Origin of the sequence: Nocardioides rotundus, assembly GCF_019931675.1 — a bacterium.
GTDB lineage: Bacteria > Actinomycetota > Actinomycetes > Propionibacteriales > Nocardioidaceae > Nocardioides > Nocardioides rotundus.
On the sequence record NZ_CP082922.1, the window covers coordinates 2,109,025 to 2,125,004 of the forward strand.

Consider the following 15,980-nt stretch of genomic DNA (forward strand, 5'->3'; position numbering starts at 1 on the left):
AGTACCCCTCCCAGAGTCGTCGCCGCGAACAGTAGCAGCGTTGGTTACTGGTCGGTTGCAATTTCGGGGACCGGCGTTTGACAGGGGCGTACGGCGGAGCTCACCGTGAGATAGTCCTGCGCGTGGTGGGACGGGGCTCGGCGTGGATCGCCCGCGCACGTGTGCGGCTGCAGCATCCCGTCGTCGCCGTCGGCCTCGGCCTGGTGCTGCTGCAGGCGGTCTACCGGGGCTGGGCCGCCGCGGGCGGCTGGTTCTACGGCGACGACTTCGAGCTGGTCGAGGCGGCCCACCGCTCGGATCTCACCTGGCGCTACCTGCTCTCACCGCACGACAGCCAGTTCATGCCAGGAGGCCGGCTGGCCGCGTGGCTGGTCAGCGAGGCGGCACCACTGGCGTGGTGGCCGGCCGCCACCCAGATGGTCGCGCTCCAGCTGCTGGCCGGCCTGGCCGCGCTGGCGATGCTCGTCACGCTCTTCGGCGCCCGGTGGCTCATCCTCGTCCCGCTGGCCTTCTACCTGTTCACGCCGATGACCATCAGCGGGTATATGTGGTGGGCCTCGGCCCTCAACCAGCTGCCGATGCAGGCCGTCACGTTCCTCTCCGTCCTGCTGCTGGTGACCTGGCTGCGGCGGCGTGGACGGGGGTCGCTGCTCGGCCTGGCGGCGACCGTCACGATCGGGCTGCTGTGCTACGTCAAGACCCTCCTCGTCATCGGTGTCCTGGTCGCGGTGGCGGTGCTGTGGCCTCGCGAGGACGGGGACGCCCGGGCCGGCGGTGTCCTCGGCCGGGCGAGGTCCCGGTTGCCCGCGGTCGTGGTTCTGCTGGTCGTCGCGGTCGCCTACCTCGCCTACTACACCTCCCGGGTCCCGACCCCGTTGAGCTCTGGTTCACCGATCGACTACGGCGCGCTCTTCCGCACCATGTTCGTCACCGCGCTGCCGACGACGCTCGTCGGCGGACCGTGGAGCTGGACCCCGGACAACCCCCCGCTGGGCCGGGTCGCCACCCCGGCCTGGGTCGGGGGCATCCTCTTCGGAGTGCTGGTCCTCGCGCTGGCTCTCGCCATCCGGCGGCGAGTCGCCCGGGCGGCGCCCATCCTGGTGGCGCTGGCCTACCTGGCGGTCAACTTCGTGCTGGTCGCGCGGGCGCGAGCCGTCTATCTCGGTGGCGGCGCCGGCCTGGAGCTGCGCTACCTCGCCGACGCTGCGCCGGTGCTCTGTCTGTGCCTCGGACTGGCCATGATGGCCCCCCGCTCCGAGGAGCCCGCCCCACCGGCGGCGTCCACGCCGCGCCCCGACCGTCGGCGCGAGCTGGCCGCCGCGGTCGTGGTGGTCGGGCTGGTCGCGAGCGCAGCGGTGTCCACGACTCGCTACGTCGGGCTGTGGCACGCGGACTATCCGACGCGGCAGTTCGTCACCGCGGTCGCCGACCAGACCCGCGGGGCGCGCCTGGTGGTGGCCGACGTCCCGGTGCCGCCCAGTGTCGTGCCCGTCATCAGCGCCCCGGCGAACCTCCCGAGTCGGCTGCTCAGCACGGTGCCGGGCTTCCGAGCCGCCGATGCCGGCAACGACCTGTTGGTGCTGGACGAAGCGGGTACGGCACGCCAGGCCGCCGTCGCGGCCTCGGCCAGCTCCACCCCCGGGTCGGCACCCGGCTGCGGGTACCGGGTCGACAGCGGCAGCACGCAGACCATCGAACTGGACGGCGATGCGCCGCCCCTCTGGTGGGCCGAGATCCGCTACCTGGCCGATCGCGACGGGGAGGTCGAGCTGACCCTGTCGGGACGCACGGACACCTATCGCGTCCTCCGCGGGCCGCACCGGCTGTTCGTCCAGGGCGAGGGAGACCCGGGACGGATCTCCCTGCGGACCGAGGGATCGACCATCATGTGTGTCGACCAGGTCCTGATCGGGGACCTCCAGCCCTGGGAGCCGCTATGAGGCCGACGGCCGAGGAGCTCAAGCACCTCGCGTTCCCCGGACTCGACACCCTGCGCGCCGTCGGGGCGCTGTGTGTCCTCACCACCCATACCGCCTTCTGGGCCGGCGACTACACCCGGTACGGCTGGCTCGGGACGGTGATGTCCCGCCTCGACGTCGGGGTGGCGATCTTCTTCGTGCTCTCCGGGTTCCTGCTGTCGAGGTCCTGGTGGCTCGCAGCGGCGCACGACTCCCGACGACCCGGCACCGGCCGCTACCTCTGGAAGCGCTTCCTGCGGATCTTCCCGGTCTACGTCATCACCGTGGCGATCTGCTACGCCTTCCTCGCCGGGAACGCCGGCCGCTCCGTGGGGCAACTGGTCTCGACGCTGCTGCTCGCCGACGTCTACACGGCCACCAGTCTGCCCGCCGGCCTCACCCAGATGTGGAGCCTCAGCGTCGAGGTGGCGTTCTACCTCGTCCTCCCCGCGGTGATGCTGGCGCTCGTCGGCCGAGCCCCGAGCTGGAGGCCCCGGCGCGTGGCGCTGGGCCTGGTGGTGACGCTCACGGTCACCGCGGTCTGGTGGCTGGGTGCTGCCTACGCGATCGACGACGCGATCGACGCGATGCCGCTCCAGTGGCTCCCCGGCTACCTCCTGTGGTTCGCGGTCGGGGTGGGCCTCTCCTGGCTGCACACGGCCGAGGTCAGTGGACGCCTGAGCGATGTCGGTCGACGCGTGCATGCACTCGCCGAGCGGGTGGCCGCCCGCCCCGGCGCGCTGTGGACGGCCGCACTCGGGCTGTTGCTCGTCAGCGCCACCCCCGTGGCCGGTCCGGCCCTGCTGGCCGCCCCGACGCCGGCGCAGTCCCTGACCAAGAACGTCCTCTATGCCGTCATCGCCCTGCTCGTGGTGCTGCCCTCCGTGCTGGGGCCGCGGGACACGCCGTACTCGCGGGCGATGGCGAACCCGGTGGCCCGGCACGTCGGCCTGATCTCCTACTCGCTGTTCTGCATCCATCTGCCGGTGCTGCACTTCGTCATGTGGAGCACCGGGTGGGAGCTCTTCGAGGGGCGGGGCCTGCAGATCTGGGCGATGACCCTGGTGCTCAGCCTGGCCGCCTCCGAGCTGCTCTACCGCCTGGTGGAGCGCCCGGCGATGCGCTGGCGCAACCTCGGCAGCCGCCGGTCGCCGGCACCGGCGAGCACCAGCACCCCGACCAGCGACACCAGCACCAGGTAGTCGGGCCACGCGAGGTCGCCGGCCCACCCCGCCGAGCTCCCCCACGGGCGTACGGCGTAGGCCAGGGTCGCGACGAAGACGCAGCCGCCCAACAGCCATGGCACGAGCGGCCGGGCGCGCCCGGGGAGCGACCACACGGCCACCAACGTGGCCACCGCGACGCCGGCGCCGGTCCAGCCTGCGAGCAGCCCGGCGACCAGGACGGCGACCACCTCCATGATCGCCACGGAGGCCCGCCGCTCCTCCAGGGCCGGGCCGCGGTCGGTCCACCGGCGGCCCATCACCACCAGGCCGAGCAGGACCAGCGCCAGCAGGCCGCCCGCGACCAGCCCGGCCCGATAGACCCGGTCAGGGGCGAACGTCGCCGTCACCCGACCGTCCTCGACCCACCAACCCTGTCGCCATCCGTCGACGACCTGGGCGCGCAGCCCACGACCGTCCTGGCGGGCCTGCCAGCCCGGGTTGGCGCTGAAGAGCATCCCGGCCAGGCTCCGGCCCTCCTCCTCGACCGAGAACGACACATCGACCGGCCCGTCGTCGCGCACGTCCACAGCCGCGAAGCCGGCCAGTCGCGGGCTGCCGAGCACCAGCGAGTCGGCCAGGAAGGCACGGCCCCCGGTGGCCCGGATCGTGTTCTCCCCCGCACGCAGATCGATCGCCGACCTCCCGCAGAGCGAGGCGCGCGCCTGGTCGCCGCGCATGATGGCCGCCGTACTCGTCTCGACCCGGGTGCGCTGAGCCTCGCCGTTCACGACCACGGTCGGCCCACGGCCGCACGGCAGCGTCACGGGGTCCTCCGAGGCGAAGGACGGGTAGACGTCGCTGCCTTGCAGGGTCAGCTCGGTGATGCCCACGGGCGCGGGGCGCGGCACGGAGTCGAATCCGAGGTCGGCCACGTCCTCGGCGTCCAGCACGGTGATCGACAGCCGGTCGGTGCGCACCGCGGGGAACGTCGCTCCTCCCCGGTCGTCCACCTGCACCTGCCGGGATCTGGTGCGCCCGGACCCGGTCGGCCAGCTGACGCGCAGCCGCGTGGGGGTGCGCACCGCGGCAGACCGGTTGACCCCGAGCCTCAGCCCGCGGATCGTCTGCATCCCCACCCAGTTCAGCTCCAGGGTCGGCAAGGTGTCGTCGACCGCCGCGGTCCAGGTCGTCGCGGAGTCGCCGTCCACGGCGGCGTAGCCGGAGGTCCGGACGTCGGGGAACGCCTGGGAGGACCCCCTCGCCTGCGCCAGCCGGCCCTGCTGCACGACCTCCGCAGCGCGGCGCGGGTTGGCGCTGACCGTGATCTGCGCGCGGAACTCCCCCGCCTCCGGCAGCGTCACGACCCGGCGCAAAGCACCCGGCTCCTCGGCCGGGGTCGGCGACTGGCGCTGGTTGCACCGCACGTCGCCGTCCACCGTCACGCACCTCGGCGCGGCCCCGGCCAGCCGGCGCAGCACGATCAGGCCGGGGTTGCCCCAGGCGGCGGGGATCCGCGGCGTCACCAGGTCGCGCCGGGCCAGCACGCCGGGTACGACGACCTCGGCCAGGTCGAGTTGCTCGCCGGTCGTCAGCGACGCGTCCTGCACTCTCACCCACCGGGTCGGACCCCTCACCCCCACGTCCTCGGTGACCCCCGGACCCAGCCTGACCGGGGACGAGGCCCCGGCCTCGGTGATGACCCGGACCCGCTGCACCTCCGACGCCAGCGGGCCGCCGGTCACGGTGACGGTCATCGGCCCGGCGGGCTCCTCCAGGTCCACCTGCCACCAGGCGCGACCCTCCTTGCCCGCGCCGCTGCGCCAGGAGGTGAAGGGTCGCCGGTCCATCGCCGCCTGCGGCCGAGCACCCGGCTGCGTCCCGCCGGCGTTGCCCGCATCCGAGGCCGACGACGACGCGCGCACCGCGCGCACCCCGGACAGCCGCGCGGTCGTCGACCAGCGGTCGCCGTCGTCCTCGAGCCGGTAGTCCCGGGTGGGGTTCTGGCTCCGCCGCGGAGCGTCGTCCGTGAGGACCGCGGACGCGCTGTCGTGGATCCGGCCGAAGGAGCGCTCCCGCGCCTGCAGGCCGTCGGTGAGCACGAGCTCCCCGGGCAGCGCCCGGTCGGTCGGCGTGTCGACCGCCAGGGTGGTCGGCTCCCGGCCCAGCACACCGAGGTCGGAGAGATCCAGCAGGTCCTCGGGCCCGCCCACCACCGTGGGCGGCGAGGCGGAGGAGGTGCCGGTGGCGGGACCGGAGCCGACGGCGAAGATCTCCACCGCCGGGTAGGTCGTCTGCCAGCCGCCGTTGACCACCACGCGCCGCTCCGCGTCGCCCAGGATCGGGCCTCCCCCGACAGCCGGGCCGAAGGAGGCGACCCGCCGGATGCCCGGGCTCTCGCGGAGCGTCTGATGGACCAGCACCGGGTCCGGGATGTCGCTGTCGCGCTCCAGGTCGTTGCGCACCACCAGGTGCGTGACCCCGGCCCGGCGCAGGTACGGCGCCAGTCCGCTGGAGCCCCGGCCCGAGGCGAACCGCTCCTCGACGGCGTCGAGCATCCGGATCGTGCCGGGCGGTGCCAGCGGGATCGCGTTGCGCACCGCCCACCGCGACTCCGCGAGCGCTTGGAGCGGCTCGTCGCCCGTGCTCCCCCAGGTATAGGTGCCGAAGCCTGACCCGGGAGCGAGCAGCGCCGTACCGTCGTCGGCGTTCCGGTCCAGCCAGCGAGCCGCGGACTGCCAGTAGCCCGGGATGCCGAGCGCGGGACGCTCCGGTGCCAGTCGACTCTGGAGCACCGGCAGGCTTCCCACCCCGACGGCCAGCACCGCGAGCCCGGTCACGACCACGGCCGGTGCGCGCCAGCCGAAGACGTTGAGCCAGCCCGGCACCCCCGGCTCTGCGGCCGGGACGGGTCCGGAGCGTGCGTCCAGCGCTCGTTGCACCGTCCAGGCGAGGCCGACCGCCAAGGGCAGCCGGATCACGGGGTCGAACTTGTGCACGTTGCGCAAGGGCGCCAGCACGCCGTCCAGCAGGGCCTGCGCGTCGGCCGCCCACCAGCCCTGCACCGGCCCGGTGTAGCCGAAGGTGACCAGGAGCAGCCCGGTCGCCAGGCTCGCGGCGAGGAAGAACCGGTGGGGGTTGCTGCGCAGCGAGACGCCGACGACACCGAGCAGCAGCAGGATCGCGGCGTTGAGCGGCATCACGAACAGGCGCAACAGGTCGTTGCCGGCGCGCCAGCCTGGCTCGACGTACGGGATCCAGGCCGACGTGCCTCGCAGCGCGCTCGCCAGCGTGTCGGGGAAGGTGGTGATCGCGGCAGACTCGATGAAGTCCAGGAACGGCGGGCTGTAGGCACCCATCGCGAACAGCGGCACCAGCCACCAGCAGGTCGCCAGGAACGTGAACACCGGCCACCACAGCATCATCGAGCGGCGGCGCGCTCCGGGGCTGCGGGTGAGCAGCCAGATCACCCCGAGCGGGAGTACGGCGGCGGTCGCGGCCGCGTTCACGCCGCCGACCATGCCGACGGCCAGCGCCGAGAGTGCGGCGGCCCGGCGCGGCGACCCGCGGCGCGCGCCGATCACCAGCGGCAGCAGCACCCAGGGGGCCAGGGCGCTGGGCCAGACCTCGATCGAGATCCCCCCGAGGATGCTGACCACACGCGGGGAGAGGGCGAAGGCGAAGCCGGCGAGGAGGCAGGCCAGGTCGCGTCGCACCCCCAGCTCGCGGGTGACCCTCGCCGCTCCGACGAAGGCGACGACCAGCACCACGGACAACCAGAGTCGCTGGATCACCCAGCCCTCGAGGCCGACGAGGTCCCCGAGCCAGAAGAACGGCCCCATCGGCCAGGCATAGCCGTAGGCCTGGTTCTGCAGTTGACCGAAGAAGCCTTGGGAGTCCCACAGGTGGGCGGCCCGGGCGAGGAAGCCGCCGGGGTCGACCACGAGGTCCAGCTTGGTGTCGGCGATCAGGTAGCCCGGGTCCTGGACGAACGCGAGGCCGGCGAGCAGCGTCGCGGCCGCGAGCAGGCGGATCCGGGAGATCCTCGGAGGTGGGGCGTCCTCCTGGGCGGCGCTCACCGCTTGCGCAGCACCAGCACGAGGTTCCACGTCACCACCTCTCGCACCAGCGGCACGCGGAGCAGCCACTGGGTCCAGCGGGGGTTGTAGCGCGCGACGAGGGCGAGCACCTCGGCCTGCTGCTGGGCGCTCGCCCAGCGCAGCCCGTCGCGCACCGTGACGGCGTAGAGGGACTCGCCGAAGCGGTTCTTCGGCTCGTGTCCGTGCTGGCGCAGGTAGCGGCGGCGCGCGTAGCGCCCACCGAGGTAGTGCCACGGCGCCGTCTCGTGGCCGCCCCAGGGGCCGAACCACACGGTGTAGCTGAGGAAGGCGACGCCCCCGGGCCTGGTCACCCGCAGCATCTCCTCGGCCATCCGCCACGGGTCCGGGACGTGCTCGAGCACGTTGGAGGAGTAGCACACGTCGAACGCGTCGTCGCGGAACGGCAGCTCCAGCCCGCTCCCGATCACCGTCCGCCGGTCGATCTCGCCCGTGCCGGCGAGCTCGCCGACGTCCGCGTCCAGTGCCCAGTACGTGGCCCCGGCGCCCTCGAACGCGTCCCGGAAGTAGCCCGGCCCGCCGCCCACGTCGAGCATCGTGGCGCCCTCGAGGTCGACGTATTGCCCCAGCTGGCCGACGGAGTCCTCCGCGATCGCGGTGTAGAAGCGCGCCGGGTCGGGCTGCTCGTAGCGGAACTCGTTGAGCAGCCGCACGGAGCGGCGCAGCGAGGGCCTCCAGCGCCGGGAGCCTACGGCGGGACGGCGGGACGACACGTGCCGGAACATTAGCCGACCTCCGGCCCGTGCACCGGAGAACCTGCCGCTACGGTGTGCCGGTGCCGGACACCATCGACCTGCAGGGGCGCCACGTCGTCTTCCTCAGCTGGCGGGACACGGCCAACCCCGAGGGTGGCGGCGCGGAGCGCTACCTGGAGAAGGTCGCCGCCGGCCTGGTGGCGCGCGGCGCGAGCGTCACCGTCTTCTCCGCGGCTCACGATCAGGGCCCCGCCACCGAGATGCGCGACGGGATCCGGTTCGTGCGCGCCGGGTCGAAGCTGAGCGTCTACCCCCAGGGCCTGTGGCACCTGCTCACCGGCCGATTGGGGCGCCCGGACCTGGTGGTCGACGTGCAGAACGGGCTGCCCTTCCTGTCCCGCCTCGCCACGCGCGTCCCGGTCGTCGTGCTGGTGCACCACGTGCACCGTGAGCAGTGGCCGGTCGTCTACCCCGGCCTCGTGGGCCGCATCGGCTGGTGGGTGGAGAGCCGGCTGGCGCCACGGGTCTACCGGCGCTCGCCGTACGTCGCCGTCTCCGAGGCCACCCGCGACGAGCTCGTCGGTCTCGGCGTGGCCCGGGAGCGGATCAGCGTCGTGCACAACGGCACCGACGCCTGGCACGGCGACTCGCCCAAGGCGGCCACGCCGACGGTCTCGGTGGTCGGCCGGCTGGTCCCGCACAAGCGGGTCGAGCACGCCGTCGACGCCGCCGGGGCGTTGCGCGCCGAGTTCCCGGAGCTGATGCTGCACATCGTCGGCGACGGCTGGTGGCGGGAGAACCTCGTCGAGTACGTCGAGGAGCGGGGACTGACCGACCTGGTGCGGTTCGAGGGGCACGTCGACGAGCCGCGCAAACACGAGCTGGACGCCGCCTCGTGGGTGCTCGCACTGCCGTCGTTGAAGGAGGGATGGGGCCTGGTCGTGGGCGAGGCCGGGATGCACGGCACGCCCACGGTCGCCTACCGCGGGGCGGGGGGCACGCGGGAGTCGGTCGACGACGGCGTCTCGGGCCTGCTGGTCGACGATCAGGAGGAGTTCACCGCCGCGCTGGGGCGACTGCTGCGCGACCGGCCACTGCGCGAGCGGCTGGGCGAGGGAGCGCGGCGGATGAGTCGCCGCTTCTCCTGGGACCGCACCCAGGAAGGGTTCGCGGCGGTGGTGACCCGGGCGCTCGACCGGACCGGCTGAGAGCCTCGGGAGGCTGGCGGTCAGCTGCCGTAGTCGATCGCGGGGTTCTCCGCGTTCACCGGGTTCTGCTCGGGGGCCGAGGTCTGCGACGACACGACCCCGACCAAGGTGGCTCCCGCCAACGCTGCTCCGACGACGGCGCTGATCACGGCGCCAAGCACGCTCGAACCCATGGTGTTCCCATTCCCTCCGGTTGCGATCCGCGGCGATATTACCAGCGAGTTCACCGAACGGCGGACTTCTGGCGACGCGGGTGTGCCAGGTCACTCGCGTCGGCGTCGTCGGAGCATGAGTGCGAGCGGGACGAGCAGCCACCCGCCCCAGGCCCCGGCCATCGCCACCCACCACGACCGGGATGCCTCGAGGTGCCGTACGTCGGGGATCTCCTGCACCGAGACGGCACCGAACCGCCGCGTCGCTCCGGGAAGTGCGGGCGCCTCTCCACCGGCATCCTCGTCGGTGACGACCACGCCGACCCCCTCAGCCGCGAGCGCGGCAGCGAGATCCTCGCCCGTCTCACCGGTCAGGGCGGCGTCCAGCCGGCGCGCCCGCGGGTCCTCCCCCGGAAGCCGGTCACCGGCGACGTACAGCTCGTCGCTGGCCACGAAGTCCGGCCGCAGGTACCGCCCCAGCGGGTCGAGGACCTTGCGCCCGCCGTTCCACCCCGGCGCGCGGTAGCTGGTGAACGGGAGCACCAGGACGTCGCGGCCGTCGGCGTCGGCCACGGCCTTGCGCACCTCTCGCCACGAATCCGGGTAGTCGACGGCCCGCAACCGGCCCAGCCCGCCCCAGGCGGCGTCCGGCAGGGTCGCCAGCACCCCCAGGCAGGCGACCGCGGCGAGGAGCGGCCGCAGCTGCGGGTCGCGCACGCGCACAAGGAGTACGGCGACCCCGCGGGCCGCCAGCACGACCACGAGCGGCAGGCACAGCCCCAGCAGCCGGCTGCCGTCGCGCAGCAGTCCCCCGCCGGGCACCTGCGCGGCCAGCCAGCCCAGCGCTCCGGGGAGCCATCCCGAGACCAGGGCCAGCGCCCAGCCCACCAAGGCCGCGAGCAGCGGCCCGCGCCGACCGGCCGGGCCGGGATCGGCCCACCAGGCGCGGGCTCCGGCCACCGCGAGGACCGCCACGAGCGCCAGTGCCACCAGGCCGAGCAGCGACTCGCGGGAGGCCGGCACCACCTCGCGGTTCCACACCCCGCCGAGCCCGAGCACGGTCAGCGGCAGCGGGAGGGAGCCCTCGGCCCGGGCGGCGAAGGCCTCCGCGGCCGCCGCCGACGAGGTGGCCGATGCCCGGTGCAGCAGCCCGGCGACCACCCAGGGCGCGTTCGCGGCGGCGAGGAGCCCGACCAGGCCCAGGCTCGCCCGGCCCCGCCGGAGCCCGGCGGCGAGCACGGCGACCGCCGTCATCAGGCCGGCGCCCGCGCTGAGGCTGCCGAGCAGCACCAGCACCGGCAGCCCCCTGGGGATCCTCGCCTCGGCTCCGGCCCTGCGGGCGAGCAGCAGGACCCACGGCAGGACGCCGACCGCGAGGAGCATCGTCCAGTGCCCGAGCCACAACCGCTCCACGACGTAGGGGTTCCAGATGGCCAGGGTCGCGGCCGGCACCATCGCCGTACGGCCCAGCGGCAGGACCAGCCGGGCACAACCCGTCCCCACCGAGACCAGCGAGCCCAGCAGGACGAGCTTCTGCAGCAGCGCCCCCGGGACCACCTCGTCCAGCACCGCGACCACGGCGTCGGACGGCACGGCGCGCGGGAGTGCCGTACCCGTCCCGAGGAAGTCCGGGCGCAGCGCGAGATCGGGCACCCACACCATGTCGTAGGCGAGGACGTAGCCGGGCCCCAGCGCCGGGCCCAGCAACAGCAGCGCCAGCAGCAACGACCAGCCGGCGGCGAACAGGAGGCCTCCCCGGTCGCTAGCCACGCGGCCTCCTCGTCTGGTCTCCACCCGCGTCGGTGACCCTAACCCGATGGCCGGGCCCCTAGGCTCGGCCCGTGCCGAAGTCGACGGGTGAGGGTCTGCGCAGCGGCGGCGGCATCGCGCTGGCGATGGGCGTCATGAACGTCGCGGCCTACGGCTTCACCATGATCGCGGCCCGCCTCCTCGGGCCGAGCGACTACGGCGCGTTCGCCGCGCTGATGAACCTGCTGCTGGTGGTCAACGTGGTCTCGCTGGCGATGCAGACCACCGCCGCTCGGCGCGTCTCCCACGACCCCGACCATGTCGCCCAGATCGAGCGGACGGTGCTGCGGGTGACCTACCTGGCCGCGGCGGCACTGGGCGTGGTGCTGCTGCTCCTCGCACCGGTCGTCGAGCGGGTGCTGCGGCTGGAGCACCTGGGCGGCGCGGTCGCGCTGGCGGTGGCCGCCGTTCCCCTCACCGTCATGGGGGGCCAGGCCGGCGTCCTCCAGGGCGAGCGGCGGTGGGCTCCGCTGGCCTGGGTCTACGCCAGTGCCGGGGTTCCGCGACTGCTGGTCGGGACAGCCCTGCTGCTGTGGCGCCCCTCCGAGACCGTCGCCATGGCCGGGGTCGCGCTGGCCTGCTTCGCCCCGGTCGCGGTGGGCAGCTGGGCGCTGCGCGGGACCCGGATCACCGGGCCGGTCGCGGCTCGGCACGCCGGGCGGCGGCTCGCCCTCGAGGGGCTGCACAACTCCCAGGCACTCTTCGCGTTCTTCATGCTGAGCAACGTCGACATCGTGCTGGCGCGGCGGGTCCTCGACGCTCACGATGCAGGGCTCTACGCCGCCGGCGTGATCGTGGCGAAGGCGGTGCTCTTCCTCCCCCAGTTCGTCGTCGTGGTCACCTTCCCCGCGCTTGCGACACCCGCCGAGCGCAGACGGGTGCTGCTGCGCAGCCTGGCCGCCGTCTCCGGGCTGGGGCTGGTCGCCGTCGCCGCGACGTACCTGCTGAGCGGCCTCGCCCTCGCCTTCGTCGGAGGGCGCGCGTTCGCCGACGTCCAGGGCGACCTGTGGCTCTTCGCCCTCATCGGCGGCACCCTGGCGGTGATCCAGGTGCTCGTCTACTCGGTGCTCGCCCGGCGCGGGCGCCGGTCGGTCGTGCTCGTCTGGGTGGCCTTGGTCGTTCTGGGCGTTCTCGGGCTCGGAGTCGACAGCGTCGCCGCGCTGGCCTGGCTGGTGCTGGCGGTGGACCTGGTCCTGGCGGTCGCTCTCACCGCGGTCAGCCTGGTCGTGACCAGCCGGACCGAGCCTACGCCCGAGGAGGAGCCGCAGGTGCCCGGTGTGCCGGCCGCCGACCCCTGGGAGGGTTGAGCCGTGACCGACCTGCCCGAGATCGTCTGCATCTGCGGCTCCATGCGCTTCGCCGAGGAGATGCGTACGGCGAACCGCGAGCTGACCTTCGCCGGCGCCATCGTCCTCGCGCCGGGCGACCCCGACCCGTCCCAGACGGTGACGCCGGAGCAGAAGGCAGCGCTGGACGACCTCCATCGACGCAAGATCGACCTGGCCGACCGGGTTCTCGTGGTGAACCCGGGTGGGTACGTCGGCGAGTCCACCGGTCGGGAGATCGACTACGCCCGCTCCACGGGCACGCCGGTGTCGTTCACCCACCCCGCCTGACCGGCAGGGCGTGCGGCCCCGGCGCCGCGCGCGAACGCCGGGCTGGCCGTCAGTGCGCGGCCTCGTGCCACGACCGCCCGGTGCCGACCGAGACGTCCAGCGGGACGGTGAGCTCGGCGGCGTTGCCCATCTGCTCGCGCACCAAGGCGTCCAGCGCGTCCTTCTCCCCCGGCGCGACCTCGAAGACGAGCTCGTCGTGCACCTGGAGCAGCACCCGCGACGACAGCCCCTCGAGGCGCAGCGCGGCGTCGACGTGCAGCATCGCGACCTTCACCAGGTCCGCGGCCGAGCCCTGGATCGGCGCGTTGAGAGCCATCCGCTCGGCCATCTCGCGGCGCTGCCGGTTGTCGCTGGTCAGGTCCGGGAGGTAGCGGCGCCGGCCGAGCACGGTCTCGGTGAAGCCACTGCGGCGGGCCTCGTCGACCACACCGCGCAGATAGTCCCGCACCCCGCCGAAGGTCTCGAAGTACTCATCCATCAGGGCCCGGGCCTCGCCGGTGTCGATCCGCAGCTGCTGGGACAGGCCGAACGCGGAGAGGCCGTAGGCCAGGCCGTAGTTCATCGCCTTGATCTTGGCCCGCATCTCCCCGGTGACCGCGGAGGGCTCGACGTCGAAGACCCGCGCCGCGGTCTCGGAGTGGAAGTCGCGAGCCGAGCGGAACGCCTGGGTGAGCCCGTCGTCCTCGGAGAGGTGGGCCATGATCCGCATCTCGATCTGGCTGTAGTCGGCGGTCATGAGCGACTCATAGCCCTCGCCCACGACGAACGCCTCGCGGATCCGTCGCCCCTCCTCGGTGCGGATGGGGATGTTCTGCAGGTTGGGGTCGGTGCTGGAGAGCCGGCCGGTGGCCGCGATCAGCTGGTTGAAGGTGGTGTGGATCCGCCCGTCGGGCTGCACCGTCTTGAGCAGGCCCTCGATGGTCTGCCGCAGCCGGATCACGTCGCGGTGGCGCAGCAGGTGCTGCAGGAACGGGTGCTCGGTCTTCTCATACAGCCCCGCGAGGGCGTCGGCGTCGGTGGTCCAGCCGGTCTTGGTGCGCTTGGTCTTGGGCATGCCGAGCTCGTCGAAGAGCACCACCTGCAGCTGCTTGGGCGAGCCGAGGTTGATCTCCTTGCCGATGACGGCGTAGGCGTCCTCGGCCGCCTGCCGGACCTGCTCACCGAAGTGCGACTCCAGGGACTCCAGGTGGTCGGTGTCCACGGCGATGCCGGTCTGCTCCATGCGCACCAGCAGGTGCACCAGCGGCAGCTCGACGTCGCGCAGCAGCGCCTCCCCGCCGCGCTCGGCGACCTGGCCGTCGAGCGCCTCGCCGAGGTCGAGGACGGCCCGGGCGTGCAGCATCGCGGTCTGGGCGGCGGAGTCGTCCACCTCGTCCAGCGCGAGCTGCCCCTGGTCGGGGTCGGACTCACCGCTGCGCAGCTCCCGCTTGAGGTAGCGCAGCGTGAGATCGGCCAGGTCGTAGGTGCGCTGGTCGGGCTGGACCAGGTAGGCGGCCAGCGCGGTGTCGTTGATCAGGCCCTGCACCGGCCAGCCCTGCGCCTCCAACGCGAGCAGCGGCCCGTTGGCGTCGTGCATCACCTTGGGCGCCTCCGGGTCGGCCAGCCAGGCGGCCACGGCGGAGTCGTCCTCCGGCGTGAGCTCGGTGGTCTCGATCGCGGCCGCGTCGCCCTCGGCGGTGGCCAGGGCGACGGTGCGCACCGACCCCGTCCCGGCTCGCCAGGAGCCGAGTACGGCGACGCCGGTCAGCACGCCCGACCCGGGCGCGGCGTGCTCGGCCAGCCAGGCCGCAACCTGCCCGGGCTCGAGCCGGGAGCCGGTCATGGTGAAGCCGGAGTCGTCGATCTCCTCCTCCGGCTCGGGGTCGATCACCCCGGTCAGCCGGGTGCGCAGCTCCCCGCGGAACTCCAGCTCGTCGAGCAGCGCCAGGCCGGCGCTGCGGTCCCACGGCTGCCGGGCCAGGTCGTCGGGGCCCACCGGCAGGTCGAGTTCGCGGACCAGCTCGTTGAGCCGGCGGTTGCGCATCACGTCGCCCAGGTGGGCGCGCAGCGCCTCGCCCTTCTTCCCGCCGATCTCGTCGGCGCGGGCGATCACGTTGTCCAGCCCGTCGAACTGGTTGATCCACTTCGCCGCGAAGCCCTGGCCCACCCCGGGGACGCCGGGCAGGTTGTCGGAGGTCTCGCCGACGAGGGCGGCGAGCTCGGGATAGCGCTGCGGCGGGACGCCGTACCGCTGCTCCACCGCGGCCGGTGTCATCCGCGCCAGCTCGGAGACCCCGCGCATGGGGTAGAGCACCGTGGTCGTGTCCGTCACCAGCTGGAAGGAGTCGCGGTCGCCGGTGACGACCAGCACCTCCATCTCGCGGCCGGCGGCCTGGGTGGACAGTGTGGCGATGATGTCGTCGGCCTCGTAGCCCTCGGACTCCAGGTGCGGGATGCGGAGCGCGTCGAGCAGCTGCTGGATGAGCGGCAGCTGGGAGCGGAACTCGTCGGGCGTCTTGTTGCGGCCGGCCTTGTAGTCGGCGTACTCCTCCAGGCGGAAGGTCTGGCGCGACTTGTCGAAGGCGACGGCGACATGGGTCGGCTGCTCGTCGCGCAGCACGTTGACCAACATCGAGGTGAAGCCGTAGACGGCGTTGGTGTGCTGGCCGGTCGCGGTGGTGAAGTTCTCCACCGGGAGGGCGAAGAAGGCGCGGTAGGCCAGGGAGTGGCCGTCGAGCAGCATCAGGCGGGGCGTCACGGTCTCGGCACTCTTCTCGGGCACGCCCGCGACTCTATCCGCCGCCACGGACAGCCGACGCCTGGGCGACAATGACGCCATGAGCACCCCTGAGAACACCGCTCCCCCGACCCTGGAGGAGTTCCTGGCGCTGGCCCCGGAGGGCAACGGCGCCCTCAACGACAAGATGGGCGTGGAGGTCACCGAGTTCTCCCCCGAGCGGATGGTGGCGACCATGCCGGTCGAGGGCAACACCCAGCCCTACGGGCTGCTCCACGGCGGCGCGTCCGTGGTGCTCGCCGAGACGCTGGGCTCGCTGGGGTCCGCGCTGCACGCCTACCCCGACCGGATCGCCGTGGGGGTGGACATCAACGCCACCCATCACCGCGCCGCGACGTCGGGCACCGTCACCGGGGTCGCCACCCCGCTGCACCTGGGTCGCTCGATGGCGGCCTGGCAGATCGAGATCACCGACGACCAGGGCCGCCGGGTGTGCACCTCCCGGATCACGTGCGCGCTCATCCCCGCGCAGCGGGATTGAGCCG

General features: G+C 73.4%; 11 protein-coding genes. 6 read left to right on the forward strand and 5 right to left on the reverse strand.

From position 1 onward, the window contains the following. Positions 1-122: 122 nt before the first annotated feature. Both K8W59_RS10505 and K8W59_RS10510 read left to right on the forward strand, forming a co-directional pair. A complete protein-coding gene (locus tag K8W59_RS10505) occupies positions 123-1,940 on the forward strand; it encodes a hypothetical protein (protein ID WP_223393581.1) in 1,818 nt (605 codons plus the stop codon). Next, on the forward strand, positions 1,937-3,160 hold the full coding sequence (locus K8W59_RS10510; protein WP_223393582.1) for an acyltransferase family protein: 1,224 nt from the start codon (positions 1,937-1,939) through the stop codon (positions 3,158-3,160). Before K8W59_RS10505 ends, K8W59_RS10510 begins: the two co-directional genes overlap by 4 nt. Here the strand turns inward: K8W59_RS10510 and K8W59_RS20175 are convergent. Both K8W59_RS20175 and K8W59_RS10520 read right to left on the reverse strand, forming a co-directional pair. Beyond that, positions 3,052-7,200, reverse strand: a complete 4,149-nt coding sequence (locus K8W59_RS20175) for a DUF3367 domain-containing protein (RefSeq protein ID WP_263283231.1) — start codon at positions 7,198-7,200, stop codon at positions 3,052-3,054. The two genes, K8W59_RS10510 and K8W59_RS20175, sit on opposite strands and share 109 nt — an antisense overlap. Next, the gene (locus K8W59_RS10520) at positions 7,197-7,952 is read right to left on the reverse strand and encodes a class I SAM-dependent methyltransferase (RefSeq protein ID WP_223393584.1); all 756 of its coding nucleotides are present in this window, start codon (positions 7,950-7,952) and stop codon (positions 7,197-7,199) included. The genes K8W59_RS20175 and K8W59_RS10520 overlap by 4 nt, the downstream gene beginning before the upstream one ends. Before the next feature lie 62 nt (positions 7,953-8,014). Here K8W59_RS10520 and K8W59_RS10525 point away from each other — a divergent pair, with 62 nt between their 5' ends. Continuing rightward, positions 8,015-9,142, forward strand: coding sequence for a glycosyltransferase family 4 protein (locus tag K8W59_RS10525; protein WP_223393586.1), 1,128 nt, complete (start codon positions 8,015-8,017; stop codon positions 9,140-9,142). A 20-nt stretch (positions 9,143-9,162) separates the two neighbouring features. Here K8W59_RS10525 and K8W59_RS10530 read toward each other — a convergent pair whose 3' ends face one another. Both K8W59_RS10530 and K8W59_RS10535 read right to left on the reverse strand, forming a co-directional pair. Continuing rightward, positions 9,163-9,315: a DUF2613 family protein gene (locus K8W59_RS10530; protein ID WP_223393588.1), complete on the reverse strand. Its 153-nt coding sequence runs from the start codon at positions 9,313-9,315 to the stop codon at positions 9,163-9,165. Positions 9,316-9,405: 90 nt separating this feature from the next. Beyond that, positions 9,406-11,064, reverse strand: a complete 1,659-nt coding sequence (locus K8W59_RS10535) for a hypothetical protein (protein WP_223393590.1) — start codon at positions 11,062-11,064, stop codon at positions 9,406-9,408. Between the two features lie 71 nt (positions 11,065-11,135). Here K8W59_RS10535 and K8W59_RS10540 point away from each other — a divergent pair, with 71 nt between their 5' ends. Together K8W59_RS10540 and K8W59_RS10545 are read left to right on the forward strand one after the other, a co-directional pair. Continuing rightward, positions 11,136-12,410: a lipopolysaccharide biosynthesis protein gene (locus K8W59_RS10540; RefSeq protein ID WP_223393592.1), complete on the forward strand. Its 1,275-nt coding sequence runs from the start codon at positions 11,136-11,138 to the stop codon at positions 12,408-12,410. A 3-nt stretch (positions 12,411-12,413) separates the two neighbouring features. Continuing rightward, positions 12,414-12,719, forward strand: coding sequence for a hypothetical protein (locus K8W59_RS10545; protein ID WP_223393593.1), 306 nt, complete (start codon positions 12,414-12,416; stop codon positions 12,717-12,719). A gap of 49 nt (positions 12,720-12,768) precedes the next feature. On the opposite strand, the gene polA is transcribed toward K8W59_RS10545, so the two are convergent. After that, positions 12,769-15,537: a DNA polymerase I gene (polA, locus tag K8W59_RS10550; protein WP_397195749.1), complete on the reverse strand. Its 2,769-nt coding sequence runs from the start codon at positions 15,535-15,537 to the stop codon at positions 12,769-12,771. On the opposite strand from polA, the gene K8W59_RS10555 reads away from it, so the two are divergent. Continuing rightward, positions 15,536-15,976, forward strand: a complete 441-nt coding sequence (locus K8W59_RS10555) for a hotdog fold thioesterase (protein WP_263283232.1) — start codon at positions 15,536-15,538, stop codon at positions 15,974-15,976. The two genes, polA and K8W59_RS10555, sit on opposite strands and share 2 nt — an antisense overlap. The last annotated feature ends 4 nt before the right edge of the window (positions 15,977-15,980 follow it).